General features: G+C 68.5%; 11 protein-coding genes and 1 pseudogene. 5 read left to right on the top strand and 7 right to left on the bottom strand.

Annotated features, from left to right (window positions below; genetic code table 11):
• Nucleotides 1-294 precede the first annotated feature (294 nt).
• The 3 genes from AB0I53_RS16860 (at nucleotide 295) to AB0I53_RS16850 (ending at nucleotide 3522) form a co-directional block, all read left to right on the top strand.
• On the top strand, nucleotides 295-1179 hold the full coding sequence (locus tag AB0I53_RS16860) for an ABC transporter ATP-binding protein (protein ID WP_358603059.1): 885 nt from the start codon (nucleotides 295-297) through the stop codon (nucleotides 1177-1179).
• 36 nt (nucleotides 1180-1215) lie between these two features.
• Nucleotides 1216-1935 carry an ABC transporter permease gene (locus AB0I53_RS16855; protein ID WP_358603056.1) on the top strand — a complete coding sequence of 240 codons (720 nt, stop codon included), beginning with the start codon at nucleotides 1216-1218 and terminating at the stop codon, nucleotides 1933-1935.
• Nucleotides 1936-2046: 111 nt separating this feature from the next.
• Complete coding sequence (locus tag AB0I53_RS16850; RefSeq protein WP_358603054.1) at nucleotides 2047-3522, top strand: alpha/beta hydrolase; 1476 nt, start codon at nucleotides 2047-2049, stop codon at nucleotides 3520-3522.
• Nucleotides 3523-4005: 483 nt separating this feature from the next.
• On the opposite strand, the gene AB0I53_RS16845 is transcribed toward AB0I53_RS16850, so the two are convergent.
• Nucleotides 4006-5481: an alpha/beta hydrolase gene (locus tag AB0I53_RS16845; RefSeq protein WP_358603052.1), complete on the bottom strand. Its 1476-nt coding sequence runs from the start codon at nucleotides 5479-5481 to the stop codon at nucleotides 4006-4008.
• Between the two features lie 231 nt (nucleotides 5482-5712).
• Here AB0I53_RS16845 and AB0I53_RS16840 point away from each other — a divergent pair.
• Nucleotides 5713-5879 (top strand): annotated as a pseudogene (locus AB0I53_RS16840) (IS5/IS1182 family transposase); the annotation flags it as partial.
• On the opposite strand, the gene sbnA reads toward AB0I53_RS16840, so the two are convergent.
• From sbnA to AB0I53_RS16825, 3 genes are all read right to left on the bottom strand, one after another.
• Nucleotides 5854-6912 (bottom strand): 2,3-diaminopropionate biosynthesis protein SbnA, encoded by a 1059-nt coding sequence (sbnA, locus tag AB0I53_RS16835; RefSeq protein WP_358603050.1) that lies wholly within the window; start codon nucleotides 6910-6912, stop codon nucleotides 5854-5856. The pseudogene AB0I53_RS16840 and the gene sbnA overlap by 26 nt on opposite strands.
• 66 nt (nucleotides 6913-6978) lie before the next feature.
• Complete coding sequence (sbnB, locus tag AB0I53_RS16830; RefSeq protein ID WP_358603048.1) at nucleotides 6979-8013, bottom strand: 2,3-diaminopropionate biosynthesis protein SbnB; 1035 nt, start codon at nucleotides 8011-8013, stop codon at nucleotides 6979-6981.
• Between the two features lie 44 nt (nucleotides 8014-8057).
• Entirely contained in the window at nucleotides 8058-8300 is a 243-nt protein-coding gene (locus tag AB0I53_RS16825; protein WP_358603046.1) for a hypothetical protein, read from the bottom strand.
• A 447-nt stretch (nucleotides 8301-8747) separates the two neighbouring features.
• Here AB0I53_RS16825 and AB0I53_RS16820 point away from each other — a divergent pair, with 447 nt between their 5' ends.
• Nucleotides 8748-9872 (top strand): hypothetical protein, encoded by a 1125-nt coding sequence (locus AB0I53_RS16820; RefSeq protein ID WP_358603043.1) that lies wholly within the window; start codon nucleotides 8748-8750, stop codon nucleotides 9870-9872.
• A gap of 56 nt (nucleotides 9873-9928) precedes the next feature.
• Here AB0I53_RS16820 and AB0I53_RS16815 read toward each other — a convergent pair whose 3' ends face one another.
• The 3 genes from AB0I53_RS16815 to AB0I53_RS16805 all read right to left on the bottom strand — a co-directional run bounded on the left by AB0I53_RS16815 (nucleotide 9929) and on the right by AB0I53_RS16805 (nucleotide 14272).
• Nucleotides 9929-11131 (bottom strand): hypothetical protein, encoded by a 1203-nt coding sequence (locus tag AB0I53_RS16815; RefSeq protein ID WP_358603040.1) that lies wholly within the window; start codon nucleotides 11129-11131, stop codon nucleotides 9929-9931.
• A gap of 154 nt (nucleotides 11132-11285) precedes the next feature.
• On the bottom strand, nucleotides 11286-12506 hold the full coding sequence (locus tag AB0I53_RS16810; RefSeq protein WP_358603037.1) for a cytochrome P450: 1221 nt from the start codon (nucleotides 12504-12506) through the stop codon (nucleotides 11286-11288).
• Nucleotides 12503-14272, bottom strand: coding sequence for a non-ribosomal peptide synthetase (locus AB0I53_RS16805; RefSeq protein ID WP_358603034.1), 1770 nt, complete (start codon nucleotides 14270-14272; stop codon nucleotides 12503-12505). Before AB0I53_RS16805 ends, AB0I53_RS16810 begins: the two co-directional genes overlap by 4 nt.
• Between the last annotated feature and the right edge of the window lie 21 nt (nucleotides 14273-14293).

Genomic DNA, 14293 nt, shown 5'->3' with positions numbered 1-14293 from the left:
ACACCGCGCGTGCCGGGCTCACTGATCCGCACCTGGCTGCCGGGCGGTCGGGTTGCGCAGCGGGCCCGCGACTGTCCACATCAGCCATGCCCACGGTCGGCAGCATCGGTCAGTGGGCCGGCGTTCATGGGTGGCTCTCCGGGGTCGAACAGCAGGGTCGGCTCCACACTATTGTTCCGATCTGGTGGTCAGCACCAGTGACACTGCGTCATGTGTTCACCGAAGGAATGTCATGGCGAAGTGGTGACGTGGTCGCACTGGGGGATGCGCCCTCGAACGGCTGAGATCAAGGGCATGACCTCGACACCCGTGATCGACGTAGCACGTCTCAACCTCGAGTACGGCGACTTCCACGCCGTGAAGGATCTGTCGTTTCAGGTGCGGCGAGGCGAGTTCTACGCCCTGCTCGGCACGAACGGGGCCGGGAAGACTTCGACCCTGGAGACCATCGAAGGTCACCGCGCGCATACGTCGGGCACCGTGCGGGTTCTCGGGCGGAGCCCGCGGGACCGGGCCGCCGTGCGGCCCAAGATGGGAATCATGCTGCAGGAGAGCGGATTCTCCCCGGATCTGACGGTTAGGGAGTCGGTCTGGCTGATCGGAAACCTGACCCGGCGCACGGACCGGGTCGAGCGGGTGCTCGGCATCGTGGATCTCACGCGCAAGGCGAGCACGAAGGTGTCGCAGCTGTCCGGCGGTGAGCAGCGGCGACTGGACTTCGCCGCCGCCGTGTACGGCACGCCGGAGCTGGTGTTCCTGGACGAACCCACGACCGGATTGGACATCCAGTCCCGGGACGCGCTGTGGGACGCGGTGGACAAGCTGCGCGAGGACGGCTCGACCGTCGTGCTCACCACGCACTACCTGGAGGAGGCGCAGCAGCGCGCCGACCGCATCGGCCTGATGCACAAGGGAACCTTCCACCGGCAGGGGACCGTCGCCGAGCTGACGCGGACGCTGCCCGCCGTGATCCGGTTCGCCCTTCCGCCGTCGGCTCCGGCTCTGCCGCTGCCGGGCAAGCGCGAGAGCGACGGGAAGTTTCTCATCGAGACCTTCAGCCTGCAGAAGGACCTGTACACCCTGCTCGGGTGGGCGCAGGACAACGCGGTGGAGCTGCGTGAGCTCGAGGCGGGCCCGACCCGGCTCGACGACGTGTTCCGCGCCATCGACAACGACTAGACCACCGCATTCTTTCCCGAAAAGGGGACCTCCGTCATGCTTTCGATCGCTCTCAGCGAGCTGATCCAGATCTTCCGGAACCGCTCGGTGCTCATCACCGGTTTCGTGATGCCCGTCGCGGTCAGCGCGTTCTTCATCTATCAGCACGAGCTCTTCGCCGCGGTGGGCAGCCTCGGCTACATCGCGGCGATCGTGATGTTCACCGTCTGCGTGTTCGGGCTCTACGCCAGCTCGGTCACCACGCTGGCTTCGCGCAGGCAGAACCTGTTCCTCAAGCGGCTGCGCTCCACCGCTGTCGGCGACGCCGGCATCCTGGCCGGGCTGGTGCTGCCGATCACCGTCATCGCGCTGATCCAGGTGGCCGTGATCATGACCGTGCTGGGCGTGGTCACCGGCATGCCGGACAGCATCGGGATCTTGGTGCTGGCCGTCCTCGCCACGGTGAGCATGATGATCGGCCTGGGCCTGGCCACCGCGGGCCTGACCAACTCGCCCGAGCACGCCCAGGTCACCACGCTGCCCGTCAGCCTCGGCGTCATCGCCGTGGCCAGCTGGGTCGGCATCGCGGGCACCGAAGACCTCACCCTGCTCAAGCGGCTGCTCCCCGGCGGCTCGGCCACCGAACTGGTCGTCAACGCCTGGAACGGCGGCGTCGCCGTCACGGACTCGCTGCTGCTGCTCGCGCCCACCATGGCCTGGGTCGTCGTCGCCGTCGTCCTGGCCTCCCGGTTCTTCCGCTGGGAGCCCCGCCGATGAGGAACGGGTAGTTCGATTCTGTTGTGGCGCAACGGCAAGGTTTCGATTTCGCTCAGTGCCCCACATTCGTCCATTGTGGATTGTTGATCTCAAGTCAGAGGAGAAGCACAGATGCGCAGACCTGTCCTGACCGTTCTCGTCGCCGCAGTGGTGGCGACCTTGACCACGGCGGGAGCACCGGCGACGACGCCTGGCCCGCTGAGTTGGGGGCCGTGCCCGGCAGACGTCGCCAAGCCCGGCCTGGAGTGCGCCACGCTCGACGTTCCGCTGGACTACCGCGACCCCGACGGGCAGACGATCACGATCGCGGTCTCGCGCCTGGCGAGCACCAACCCGGAGAAGCGCCGCGGCGTGTTGCTGACCAACACCGGCGGGCCGGGCGGTGCGGGACTGGACTTCCCGGCCCTCCTGCGGGACGGGGGGATGCCGCAGGACGTGCTGGACAGCTACGACGTGATCGGGATCGACCCGCGCGGGGTCGGCCACAGCACGCCGGTGACCTGTGACCTGACGCTCGCGGAGCACCCGACCAACATCCCGATGTTCGCGCGGAACGCCGCCGACGTCGAGGACGAGGCCAAGAGGGTGGCCGGCGTCGCCGAGAAGTGCGGATCGTCGGCGACGGCGCCGTTACTGCCGCACATCACCACGGCCAACACCGCGCGCGACATGGACCGGATCCGCGAGGCGCTGGGCGAGTCGAAGGTGTCCTACTTCGGCATCTCCTACGGCACCTACCTCGGGTCGGTCTACACCACGATGTTCCCGCACCGCAGCGACCGGTTCTTGGTGGACAGCGCGACGGGCCCCGGCGGCTGGGACGCCTCGTTGGCGAGGATGTTCGGGCAGGGCTTCGAGGGCAGGTTCCCGGACTTCGCGGAGTTCGCCGCCGCACGCCCCGAGTACGGCCTCGGCGAGACGCCGGAACAGGTGACGGCGAAGTACTTCGAGCTCGCCGCGCGGCTGGACGCGACTCCGAGCCCGGACGGCTACAACGGCCAGGCGTTCCGCTTCGTTACGTTCTCCAGCCTCTACTACGACAGGAACCTGCCGCAGCTGGCCGAGACCTGGCGTGCGCTCGACACCGGCAACCCGGTGCCGGTGCCCGAGTCCGGCGCCGGCGAACAGCCGTCCGCTGCGACCGGAGTGCCCGCTGACAACTACCTGGCCAGCCAGCTGCACGTGATCTGCAACGACTCCGACTGGCCGGAGGACGTGCGGACCTACCAGCGCAACGTCGCGATCGACGGGTTCCGCCGCCCGATGTTCGGCGCTGCCGGGGCCAACATCACGCCGTGCGCGTTCTGGCCGTCCGAGCCGGTCGAACCGCCGGTGGAGATCACCGACGAGGGCCCGTCGAACGTGCTGATCCTCCAGAACCTCCGTGACCCGGCCACGCCGCTGGCCGGCGCCAGGGAGCTGCGGAAGGCCTTCGGGAACCGGGCCCGGATGGTGACGGCCGACCAGGGCGGCCACCTGGCGTACCTGGTCATGGGCAACCAGTGCGCCAACGACATCGCGACGAAGTTCCTGGTCACCGGTGAGCGTCCGCAGCACGACCTCGCCTGCGGAGCTGAACCGGCCTGATCCGGCGACCGCGCAGCGGAGCACGAGCCCCGCGCCCCAGCGGTCGAACTCATGCGCTTCGCCGGGATGGCCGACCCCATGAGACACCGTTCTCTCGTGGCCGAATCTGGCGCATGCTGAACGACCCGGACGTGATGCCGAACTGGTGCTCGTTCGCTCGCGTGAGTCAGCGATCGACCGAAGGAGCCCCTCGCGACGTCCTCACCACTCGGCGGCGGTACGACTGTTCACGGATGAAGTGGTTCTTCGTGCTTGTGACGCCCAATCCTCGGAGGACGTCGAGTGTTCGGATGGGCTGTTTTGGCGCCGGAGTCGGGAGCCTTCCACATTGGACAGACCATGCACGCGTGCATGATCCGGCACCGCAGCACCAACTCGGCCTTCGGCCGTCCCGTCTTCGCCACAGGCCGTGAGGGGTGGGGCGACTTCGGCCCGCACCCCTCACGGCTTGGTTCGCCGCTCCTTGACGTCGCGGATCGTTTCTCAACCGGAAGTCCGGGCCGCCTCGCAGGTCATGTCCCGCTCGGGCATCGTGCCGTCGACCAGGTAGCTCGTGGTGACGTTCAACGCACAGGGATTGGTGCCGAGGACGTACGCCCCGTGCCCACTCCCATCGACGCTCAGCAGCCGGGACCGCTCGCCGAACTTCTCGTCGAGCAACTCGGCGCCGCGGAGCGGTGTGACCGGGTCGCGCTGGTTCTGCACGACCAGGACGTTGGTCGGCCCGTCGTCGCTGACCTCCACCGGCGGCTCGGACGGCCCCTGCTGCCAGTAGGCGCAGGGCATGATGTTGGCGGTGGCCGCGCCGTAGAGCGGGTACTTCTTGCGGTCCTCGGCGACGGCGCGCTGGTAGGTCTGGACGTCCTCGGGCCATTCGACGTCGTTGCAGGTCACCGCGAGGAAGACCGACCAGCTGTTGTCATTCGGCGAGGGTGCCGCGGTGCCTGCCGGCTGGTTGCCCGCGGGCGCCGCCCCCGCGGAGTTGAGCAGCGACTGCCAGCTCTGCGCAGCCTGACCGTACGACGACTCGTTGTAGAGCGACACGAAGGTGCTCAACCGGAAGAGGCTGCCGTCCATCCCGTCCACCGGGGTCTCGTCAAGTCGCTCGGCGATGGTGAAGTAGGTCTTGCGCACCTCCTCCGGTGTGCGGCCCAGGCCGTAGCTGTCGTGCCGCGCGGCGGCCCATTTCGCGAAGTCCGGGAACGTCTCCTCCATTCCCCGGGCGTACCTGCGCATCCCGTCGTGGTCGAGGAAGGTGTCGCCGATGTTGCTGTCGAGCACGATCCGGTCGGAGCGCTCTGGGAACATCGAGGCGTACGCGGCACCCAGCGCGGTCCCGTAGGAGAACCCGAGGAAGCTGGCCTTTTCCTCGCCGAGCGCGGCCCGGATCCGGTCCAGGTCGCGGGCCGTGTTCGCCGTCGTCAGGTGACGCAGCCGTCCCTGGCGGTCATTCGCCGCGCACTGCTCGGCGGCCCCCTTGGCGATCGTCGCCTGCTCGGCGACCGCCGCGTCGTCGACCGCGTACGGCGGGATGTTGCTGAAGTACGCCTGATCATCGGTGAAACCGCAGCCCACCGGCGTCGAGTGCCCGACCCCGCGGGTGTCCATGCCGATCAGGTCGTAGCTGTCCAGGACGTCGGCCGGCAGGCCCCGGGAGAACAGGAGCTTGGAGAACCCCAACCCGGACCCGCCCGGACCACCCGAGTTCAGCAACAGCACGCCGCGCCGCTTGTCCGGGTTCTTGCTGGCCAGCCGGGAGATCATGATCTCGATCTGCGCGCCCTCGGGATCGCTGTAGTCCAGGGGCACCGGCACGGTGGCGCACTGCAACTGCGGTGGGTCGGCCGGGACGTCTTCGGGACACGCGCCCCACTGCACCTGCGCCGCGGGCTCGTCGCCCTGCTCGGCGGCCACGGCGGGCACCCCGACCAACGCCCCGGTGAGGCCGAGCACGGCCATCAGGGGCACACCCCGGCCAACACTCCGTATTCGATCCACGTGTTCACACTCCCGACGCAATCTCACAGGTGGTTCTGCCGACTGCCACTCCACACCGTGCCCTCGGGGCACGGTCAAGGTCGACACGTCGAGACCGCGCCGCGTGCGGCCGCCTTCGCGTCCGTGGGCAAGGCGTTCCAACGCGACCGGCGTGCGGGCAACCGGGTGCAGCTCCTTCAGCGCCGCCATCTCCGCGGACCCCGTAGACGTGGACCCGGCGAGCTGCACGCCGACAAGGCCTACGACCACGCGGACTTGCCTACCGCCGGCTCGCCATCCGATACGAGCGCAAGGTCGACCACTTCTGCGCCTTCCGCACCCTCGCCGCCGCTCTCACCTGCTACAAGAAACTCCGCAAAGCGGCCACATTAGACACTCGCTCAGGCAACAGACCAAGGATTCAAGGCACTTTTGGTGGGCTGCCGGTTCGGCGGTGAGGTCCAGCGCGTCGGTCTGGTAGACCTGCTTCACCCAGCTCGGCTGGTACAGCGAGTCGAGGTAGCGCTCACCGAGGTCGGGCGCGATGGTCACCGCCGTGACGTCGGGCCCGAGCCCGTTGGCCGCCAGCCACTGGGTGGCGCCGCTGATGACGGTGCCGGTGGAGCCGCCGAAGAGGAAACCCCGGGAGGCCAGCCGGTGGCAGGCGCGCACCGTGTCGATCTCCTCGACCAGCACCACGTCGTCCACGAAGGACTCGTCGAGCAGGTCCGGCCGGACTCCGGTGCCGAGGCCGGGAATCATCCGGGGCGCCGGGGGCCCGCCGAAGGTGACCGAGCCGACCGCGTCGACGGCCACGATCCGCACGTCCGGCCGGAACCGCTTGAAGTACCGGGCGCAGCCCATCAGCGTGCCCGTGGTGCCCGCGCCGACGAACAGCACGTCCAGATTGGGAAAAGCCCGGTCGATCGACGGCGCGGTGGTCCGGTAGTGCGCCGACCAGTTGTCCGGGTTCGCGTACTGGTTCAGCCACACGTACCGGTCGTCGTCCTCGCAGAGCTCGCGCACGTGGGCGATGCGCGCGGCCAGATACCCGCCCTCGGGATCCAGTTCCGTGACGGTGTGCACCTGGGAGCCGAGGGTCTCCATCAGCTGCTTGGCGGCCAGGTTGCACCGCGAGTCGGTGACGCACACGAACTTGTAGCCCTTGCTCGCGGCGAGCACGCTCAGCGCCACCCCGAGGTTGCCCGACGACGACTCCACCAGGATCGAGTCCGGGCGCAACGCCCCGGACCGCTCCGCCGCGGCCACCATCGACTCGGCCGCCTTCAGCTTGATGGACCCGGCGAAGTTGAACCCCTCGCACTTCAGGTACAGCGGAATCCCGATGGTGGGCCGGAGGTCGACGTACAGGTCGTCCTCGTTGAATTCGTGCGGCTGCGAGATGATGGGCACCGGGACTGTCTCCGTCTTGTCCGAAACGAACCTGCTTGCGGGTCAGCGCGAACCGGCCACCACCTGTCAGCCGTAGCGGCGGAGTTCGGAGAAGAAGTCCGGGATCACCGTCGGGTTCCCGTGGGTCGTGACCTCGTCGTAGATGTACTTGCCCACCGCCAGGTCGAGCACGCCGAGCCCGAACGGGGAGAACACCACTGGCCGGTCCGTCGGCACCTTGAGCTCGCCGGCGAGCACGTCGTTGATCGTGCCGTCCAGGAAGTCCCGGTTGCCGGTCCGCTGCTCGGCGAGGTGCGGCGAGGTGTCGGCCTTCAGGCAGTGCTCGACGTCGTCGACGACGTTCGCCGAGGACAGGATGATCTCCGGCGACAGGTCGCGCAGGGACACGTGCAGCACCAGCGGGTTGTGCTCGAACCAGGCCGGGTCGTGCACGTGCGGGGTGCCGGCGACGGTCGCGAAGACCACGAGGTCGGCGGACCTGATCAGGTCTTCGGCGCTGTCGTGCACGGTGATCCGCGTGCCGTCCTCGGCGCGCTCCAGGTAGGACTTGAAGCCCGCGGCGTGCTCGGCGGACAGGTCGTGCACGCCGATCTCGTCGAACGTCCAGTCCGTCGCCCGCAGGTAGCTGTGGATGTAGCGGGCGATCAGGCCGACGCCGATGAAGCCGACCCGCCGCGGGCGGCCCCGGTCCCGGCTGAGGTGGTCGGCGGCCAGCGCCGCCGACGCCGCGGTGCGGGTGGCGCTGATGACCGAGCTTTCCAGGCAGGCGAACGGGTATCCGGTGTCGTGGTCGTTGAGCACCAGCACCGCTGATCCGCGCGGGATCCCGGCCGCCACGTTCTCCGGGAAGCTGGAGATCCACTTGATCCCGTCGACCGCCGAGTCACCGCCGAGCGAGGCGGGCAGCGCGATGATGCGCGACGTCGGCCGGTCGGGGAAGCGCAGGAAGTACGACGGCGGGTTGACCGTCTGGGCCGCGCCGTGCAGCCGGTAGGCCGCCTCGACTATGTCCACGACCTGCTTCTGCCGCCCTTCCAAGGACTCCTGCACCTGGGCGCCGGAGATCACGGTGAAGGCTGGGACGTTGGCTAAGTCGGACATGCTGGGAGCTCCACTCAGGTCTGGGACGGAAATTCGATTTGTGATCATGACGGTGCGACGATCGGCGAGCAATCCGCCAGCCGAACCAGCTCGCCCATCGCCATCAGCACCTCGCGGCCGTGCGCCCGCGCGATGTCGTCGACCGGCATCAGATCCCCGGCGTGCCGCGGTTTCCGCGGCGTGCGCTCCACGAAGACCTTGCGGCGCAGGGTGATCGCGTCGTCCTCGATCGGCGTGCCGCTGCGGCAGCGGTTGTTGAACGGTAGGCCTTCCGGGCCGGACCACATCACCAGATAATCCCGTATCCCGGGGTCGATCGTCCACTCGTTGAGGTACGCGATTTCCCGGCCCTCCGCTCATCGCCGGTGCCACCTCGGATATCGGACTGCTCGGCGTGCGAATAGGCTGTGGGAACCGGGATTGCTCCGAACGGAGTCGGTCCATTCGCGACCCGTGAGAAACCGAGTTCGTGATCGCCGGAAATGCGCGAATTGTGGTACCTCGGATGTTGAGATCGAGGTTCTCGCGACGTGCCTCTTTCGCGTCGGTGCGATCTGAAAGACCGGCGGGCAGCAGCGCCATGTCGATTTCATGCGCCACCGGAGGCCGGGACACGGGTGAACAAGAGGCGTCGGGGAGATAGGGTCTCGGTTACGTACACCCGATCTGCAGCAGAGCAGGGGGCAAGATGGCGGACGCGTTCGCGGACGAGGATCTCCCGGTGGTGGGCGGCCATGACGCGTGATCGCGAACCTCTCACGTCGGCCGAATGCGCATCGTCCGGTCGAATCCTCGAGATCGCCTGCGACGAGTCCGGTTACGAGGGCGACAAGCTCATCGGCACGACGACCGATGTGTTCGCGCACGCCAGCGTGCAGTTGAGCGCCGAAGTCGCCGAGGACTGCATCCGGGAACTGCGCGGCAGAATTGGTTCGCCGGCGACGGAATACAAGGCGAACCACATACTCCGGGAGAAAAGCCGACCGGCCCTCGAGTGGCTGTTCGGGCCGTCTGGTCCGCTGCGGGGCACCGCGAAGGTGCAGCTGATCGACAAGGCGTTCTTCGTCGTCGGCAAGGTCCTGGACCTGCTCGTCGAGCGGGTCGGTCACCCGGCGAGCATCGGGCTGCACCAGGACCGGCAGGCGAAGGCCACGGCGGTCACCCTGTACCGAGATGGCCGGCGCGCGTTCAGCCGCGAGCAGTGGGGCAAATTCCTGGTGTCGGCCAACAACCTGATGCGGGTCAAGAGTCGCGGTGACGTGCGAGTCCTGGTCGACGCGTTCTTCCATTCGGTCGGGGCACTGCGCCTGGCCGGGGCGCCGGAGCGCGTCGACGAGATTCTGGCGCGGCTCGTCCAGGCCCGGCCGCAGGCGGACGCCCTCCGCGCACACTTCCTTCACGATCCGCGGCGGATCCCGGTGGCGGACCCCCTGGTGCCGGCCATCGTTGAGGCCATCGACCACTGGAGCGGCGGCGGCAGCACCGTTCGCGTGGTGCATGATCAGCAGAATTCGCTGTCCGGGGAGCGCATCGCGCAGATCAAGGAGATCTTCGGTCATCCGAACCCGACGCTGCTCGGTTACGTGCCGACCGGCAGGCTGGCCGACCTGGCCCTCGTCGATTCGCTCTCGGACCCGCGGGTTCAGGTCGCCGACTTCCTCGCGGGCGTGGCGCGGAAGATCGCGTCGGACGAACTCAACAACCGGGGCACTCCAGAGCTCACGGCGCTGTTGCGGCCATACGTGAATCCGCGCTCGGTCTGGGGTGACGACCGCAGTTGGGCCCTGCTGAAGCCTGCGTCGAGCTTCCAGATCGCCGAGGACGGCCCCGGGTTGGTGCCGCGAGAACGAAGCCGCTGATCTCCGGTAGGGCGGGGGAGGGATGGCCGCCCGGTGCTCCGGTCGTGGGCGGGTGGCTATTCGTACCGTGGCGCCAGCACCTGATCGATGTTCTGCACGAATGCCGCCAACTCGTCGTGAGTGCGCACGGTTCCGCGGCAGGTGTAGATCCGCTCCTGGAAGCCGCGCCGCCAATCGACCGCCGACTGCGTGGGCATCAGCAGTTCGAGCTGGTCCACTTCGGGCAGTGCGCGGGCCGTTGCCAGCCCCGGCAGTTCCACCAGCCGGCGCGCCTCCATCGGCGGGAGTCCGAAGTAGTGGTACACGACGCCGTCGCACGGGCCGACCTTGGTAGACAGGTCGCGGCCGAGCGCGATCTCCGCGGCGAGCTGGATCAGGTCGATGCCGTGCCCGCGGTGGAACAGGTCGTGGATCGGATGCCCGAGCCGGCCGTTGACCTCGATGATCCGCGGGCCTCCGGCGGTCAACATCAGCTCGGTGTGGCAGATCGAATCACCCACCCCCAGCGCGGTGAGGGCGCGGGCGGTCAGGTCCAGCGCGGCGTCCTGGGCGGAGTCGGGCAGGCGGGCGGGCAGGTAGCTGCCCTGCTCGCGGAACGGCGGCGACAACGCCAACTTCCCGGTGATGCCGAGGTGGTGGACCAGCCCACCGCGGACAACGCTCTCCACCGACACGTAGCTGCCCCATGGCGGTTCCACCCGGTCGCCGAACAGGCGTGTCTCCAAGACGAATCCGTCGTCCGGGGCGCACCCCTGCGGCTCGATCGACTTCGCCACGACATCGAAGAGTTCCGCCGGCGAATCGATGGGATACGTGTGCGTGCCGCCGAAACCCCGGTTCGGTTTGAGGACGCCCGGCAGCGGCACGATCTCGGCGGCGCGCTCGGCCGATTCGCGATCCACGACGAGAGCGGTCGCGATGTGATCCACGCCGTGCTCGTTGAGGATCGTGCGCTGCGAGTACTTCCTGGTGAGGTCGTGCGCCACCGCCGTGGTGTGGAACGGCAGCCCGAGGCCGGCCGCGAGCTCCGCCGTCGTCTCCAGCTGGAAGTCGCTGAACGTCATGATGCCGCGCGGCCCGAAGTCCGCGAGGTCGTCGGGCGAGGCGACCACCGCCAGGTCCGCGAGCATGTCGGCGACTTGCCGGTTGTGGTCGGATTCGGGCAGCACGAACACCGGTTCGACCAGGTCGGCCAGGCTCGTCAGGATCTCCAACGGAGTCGCCGCGCCGACGTCGTAGACGATCGCAACCTGCTCCACATGTCCTCCCTTTCGGTGCTGTTCCATTTGGCATACATAAGTCAGGGCACCCACAGCCAGGCGGGCGCTGTAACTCCCGCAGGGGGGCCGCTACCGGCACCGCCACGCAGAACGAGGTTGGAAAAACCTCATCGAAATCCGCGGCGCGGGCGAGTCAGGCAGCGCTGACTTTCAACGGCAGCCGGGTCATGCCGAGGATGAAGTTCGAGCGCAACCGCTGCGGCTCGCCGGCCAGCTCGAAGCGCACGCGATCGGCGACGATCCGGTCGAACAGCAGGGAGAGCTCGGCCGCGGCGATCGGCGCCCCGATGCACCGGTGAATGCCGGCGCCGTAGGACAGGTGGCGGTTGGGCGTCCGGCCGATGTCGAACACGTCCGCGTCCGGGAACTGCGCCTCGTCCCGGTTCGCCGACACGTTCCAAAGGGTCACCGAGTCTCCCTCCCGGATGAGCACGTCGCCGCGCCGCACATCGGCTTTGGCGACCCGCTGCACGTAGGCGTTGGTCGAGCTCCACCGCAGCATCTCCTCGATCGCGTCCTTGGTCAGCTCGGGCGCGGACAACAACCGGTCGTACTGCTCCGGGTGTTCGACGAGGGCGAGCATTCCGGTGCACGCCGTGTAGGACGAGGTCTCGTTGCCGCCCACCGCGACGTTCATGCAGTTGTAGAAGATCTCCTCCTCCGACAGGCGCCGGCCGTTGATCTCCGCACCCAGCAGGATGCTCACCAGGTCTGCGCCCGGCTTCGAGCGGCGCTCGTCGACCAGGTCGGCGAAGAACTCGAAGATCTCCGCCTGGAGCCAGGCCAGCCGCAGCCGGGCGTCCTCGCCGATGTCGACGAACGTCTCGTCGCGGAAGCCGATCATCCGCCGCGTCAGTCCGATGAGGTGGTGGGCGTCCCGCCGGCCGATGCCCATGACCACCATCAGGGCGCCCGCGGGCAGTTCGGTGGCCAGTTCGGTGGCGAAGTCGCAGCCGCCGTCGGCGATGGCCCGATCCAACGCGGCGTTCACCAGCTCGCGCACCTGATCGGCGACGCGCGCCGTCACGGCCGCCGACATCGCGGGGTGGATCTGCTGCTTGAGCAGGCGGTGCCGCGGCACATCCGTGGCGACGAGCATCTTCCCGCCCGCCGTGTCCGCCTCGCTGCGGAACGAACCGCCGAGGATCGCACCGTGCTCGGAACCGAACACCGCGTGGTTGCCGTAGGCCCACAGCACGTCGTCGTAGCGGGTGAGCGCCCAGAACCGGCCGCCTTCGGCGGATTCGTTGCGGTAGATGGGTTCGTGGGCCCGGAGGTGCTCGAATGCGGCGAGGTGCTCGCCGCGCACGAACATGTCGACGTCGGTAAGGTCGATCTCCAACCGCGTGCTCATGACCGGTCCGCGAGGGTTTTCGCCTCGTCGATCAACGACGCGATGTGGCCGAGCACCGGATTGCGCAGGATGGCCTTGTGGTCCAACGTGATCCCCAGGTCGCGTTTGATCTTGGTGTTCAACCGGAAGGCCATCAGCGAATGCCCTCCGAGCTGGAAGAAGTCGTCGTCGCGGCCGACGTTCTCGACGGCCAGCAGGCCGGCCCACATCTCGGCCAGGTAGCGCTCGGTGTCGGTGGCCGGGGCGGCGTAGTTCTCGCGGCGGGAACGGAGCTGATCCAACTCCTCGTGCAGGGCGTCGAGATCGCGCTTGCCGTTCTCGTTGGCGGGGATGGCGGGAAGCACGACGAACTCGCTCGGCACCAGGTAGTCGGGCAGTTCCGCTTCGGCGTACTCGCGCAGCTTCTTGATGGTCACGGCGTCGTTGAGCACCACGAAGGCGACCAGGCTGCGATCGGAATCCTCGCCGGTCGCCAGCACGACGGCGTCGTGGACGTCGGAATGGCGGCGCAGGTTGCGCTCCACGTCGCCGGGTTCGACCCGGTAGCCCCTGATCTTGACCTGGTCGTCGGCTCGGCCGACGAACTCCAGCACGCCGTCGGGCCGCTCTCGCACGAGGTCTCCGGTGCGGTAGAGCGTGCCGGAATCGCCGAACGGGTCGGGCAGGAACCGCTCGACGGTGAGGTCGGGGCGGTCCAGGTAGCCGCGCGCCACGCCCGGCCCACCGACGTGGAGCTCGCCCACCTCACCGGCCGGTACCGGCTGCCCGCCCGGGTCGAGCACGTATGTGCTGACCCCGTGCAAGGCGCGCCCGATCGGGATGGAATCCCCGGCCAGGTCGGCCTCGCCGACCAGATGCGCGGTGCAGGCGGTGGTGATCTCGGCCGGGCCGTACAGGTTGTACAGCTCGCCGTCGAACTTGCCGCCCAGCAGATCCCGGCAGGCGGACGGGAGGATGACGTCGCCGCCGGCCTGCAGGATGCGCAGCGCGGCGAAGGCGTCCCGGTCCTCCCACACCACGTGGTTGAGCACCATCGTCGGCACCAGCATCGCGGTGATCCGCCTGCGCTTGAGCTCCCGCTGGAAGTCCGCGGCGAGCAGGTCGGGAACCGGCGGCAGCACCACGATCTCCGCGCCGCTGGCCAGGGTCGTCCACATCTCGAAGTGGAAGGCGTCGAAGGACAGGCTGGAGATCTGCCCGGTGCGGTCGCCGGGACGCAGCGCGGGCAGGCTCGGGTTGGTCGCGAACGACACGATGTTGCGGTGTTCCAGCACGATTGCCTTGGGCTCGCCCGAGGAGCCCGAGGTGAAAAGCACGCTGGCCGCGTCGGTGGGCCCGGCAGGCCCGTCCTGGGCGCAAGCGTCATCGGTCGCCTCCTCCAGCGTCACGATGTCCGCGTCGACCTCGCCGAGCCGGTCGCGCCAGTCCGGCCGGGTGATGACGGTTTTCGCGCCGCTGGCCCGCAGCATCAGGTCACGCCGCGCATCGGGGTAGCGGCTGTCGACAGCGACGTAGGCGGCACCGGCGCGGAGGATGCCCAGGATCGCCACCACGACGTCGACCGACCTGTCGATGTAGAGGCCGACCCGATCTCCCAGCTGCACGCCGCGGCTTCGCAGTAGCCCGGAGACTGCCCGGGATCGTCGATCCAGCTCCGCGTAGGTAATCGACAGCTCGTCGTCGCTGGCGGCCGGCAGATCGGGGTAGCGCTCCGTGGAGCGCAACAGGAGGTCGACGAGCGTCGTGGTCTGGGGCGGTTTGGTCAAGGCATCTCCATCAGGTCGTGA

It is taken from the genome of Saccharopolyspora sp. NPDC050389 (genome assembly GCF_040655595.1).
In the GTDB taxonomy this organism is placed as follows: domain Bacteria; phylum Actinomycetota; class Actinomycetes; order Mycobacteriales; family Pseudonocardiaceae; genus Saccharopolyspora.
Note: the sequence above shows the minus strand (reverse complement) of the source record. Positions and strands in the feature narration are given on the sequence as shown.

What these genes read in the sequence shown, in the direction of transcription:
- AB0I53_RS16825 (WP_358603046.1), bottom strand. Translation starts at nt 8,300, where the DNA reads ATGTGGTCCGGCCCGGAAGGCCTACCGTTCAACAACCGCTGCCGCAGC.
- AB0I53_RS16820 (WP_358603043.1), top strand. Translation starts at nt 8,748, where the DNA reads ATGACGCGTGATCGCGAACCTCTCACGTCGGCCGAATGCGCATCGTCC.
- AB0I53_RS16810 (WP_358603037.1), bottom strand. Translation starts at nt 12,506, where the DNA reads ATGAGCACGCGGTTGGAGATCGACCTTACCGACGTCGACATGTTCGTG.
- sbnB (WP_358603048.1), bottom strand. Translation starts at nt 8,013, where the DNA reads ATGTCCGACTTAGCCAACGTCCCAGCCTTCACCGTGATCTCCGGCGCC.
- AB0I53_RS16855 (WP_358603056.1), top strand. Translation starts at nt 1,216, where the DNA reads ATGCTTTCGATCGCTCTCAGCGAGCTGATCCAGATCTTCCGGAACCGC.
- AB0I53_RS16850 (WP_358603054.1), top strand. Translation starts at nt 2,047, where the DNA reads ATGCGCAGACCTGTCCTGACCGTTCTCGTCGCCGCAGTGGTGGCGACC.
- AB0I53_RS16845 (WP_358603052.1), bottom strand. Translation starts at nt 5,481, where the DNA reads ATGGCCGTGCTCGGCCTCACCGGGGCGTTGGTCGGGGTGCCCGCCGTG.
- AB0I53_RS16860 (WP_358603059.1), top strand. Translation starts at nt 295, where the DNA reads ATGACCTCGACACCCGTGATCGACGTAGCACGTCTCAACCTCGAGTAC.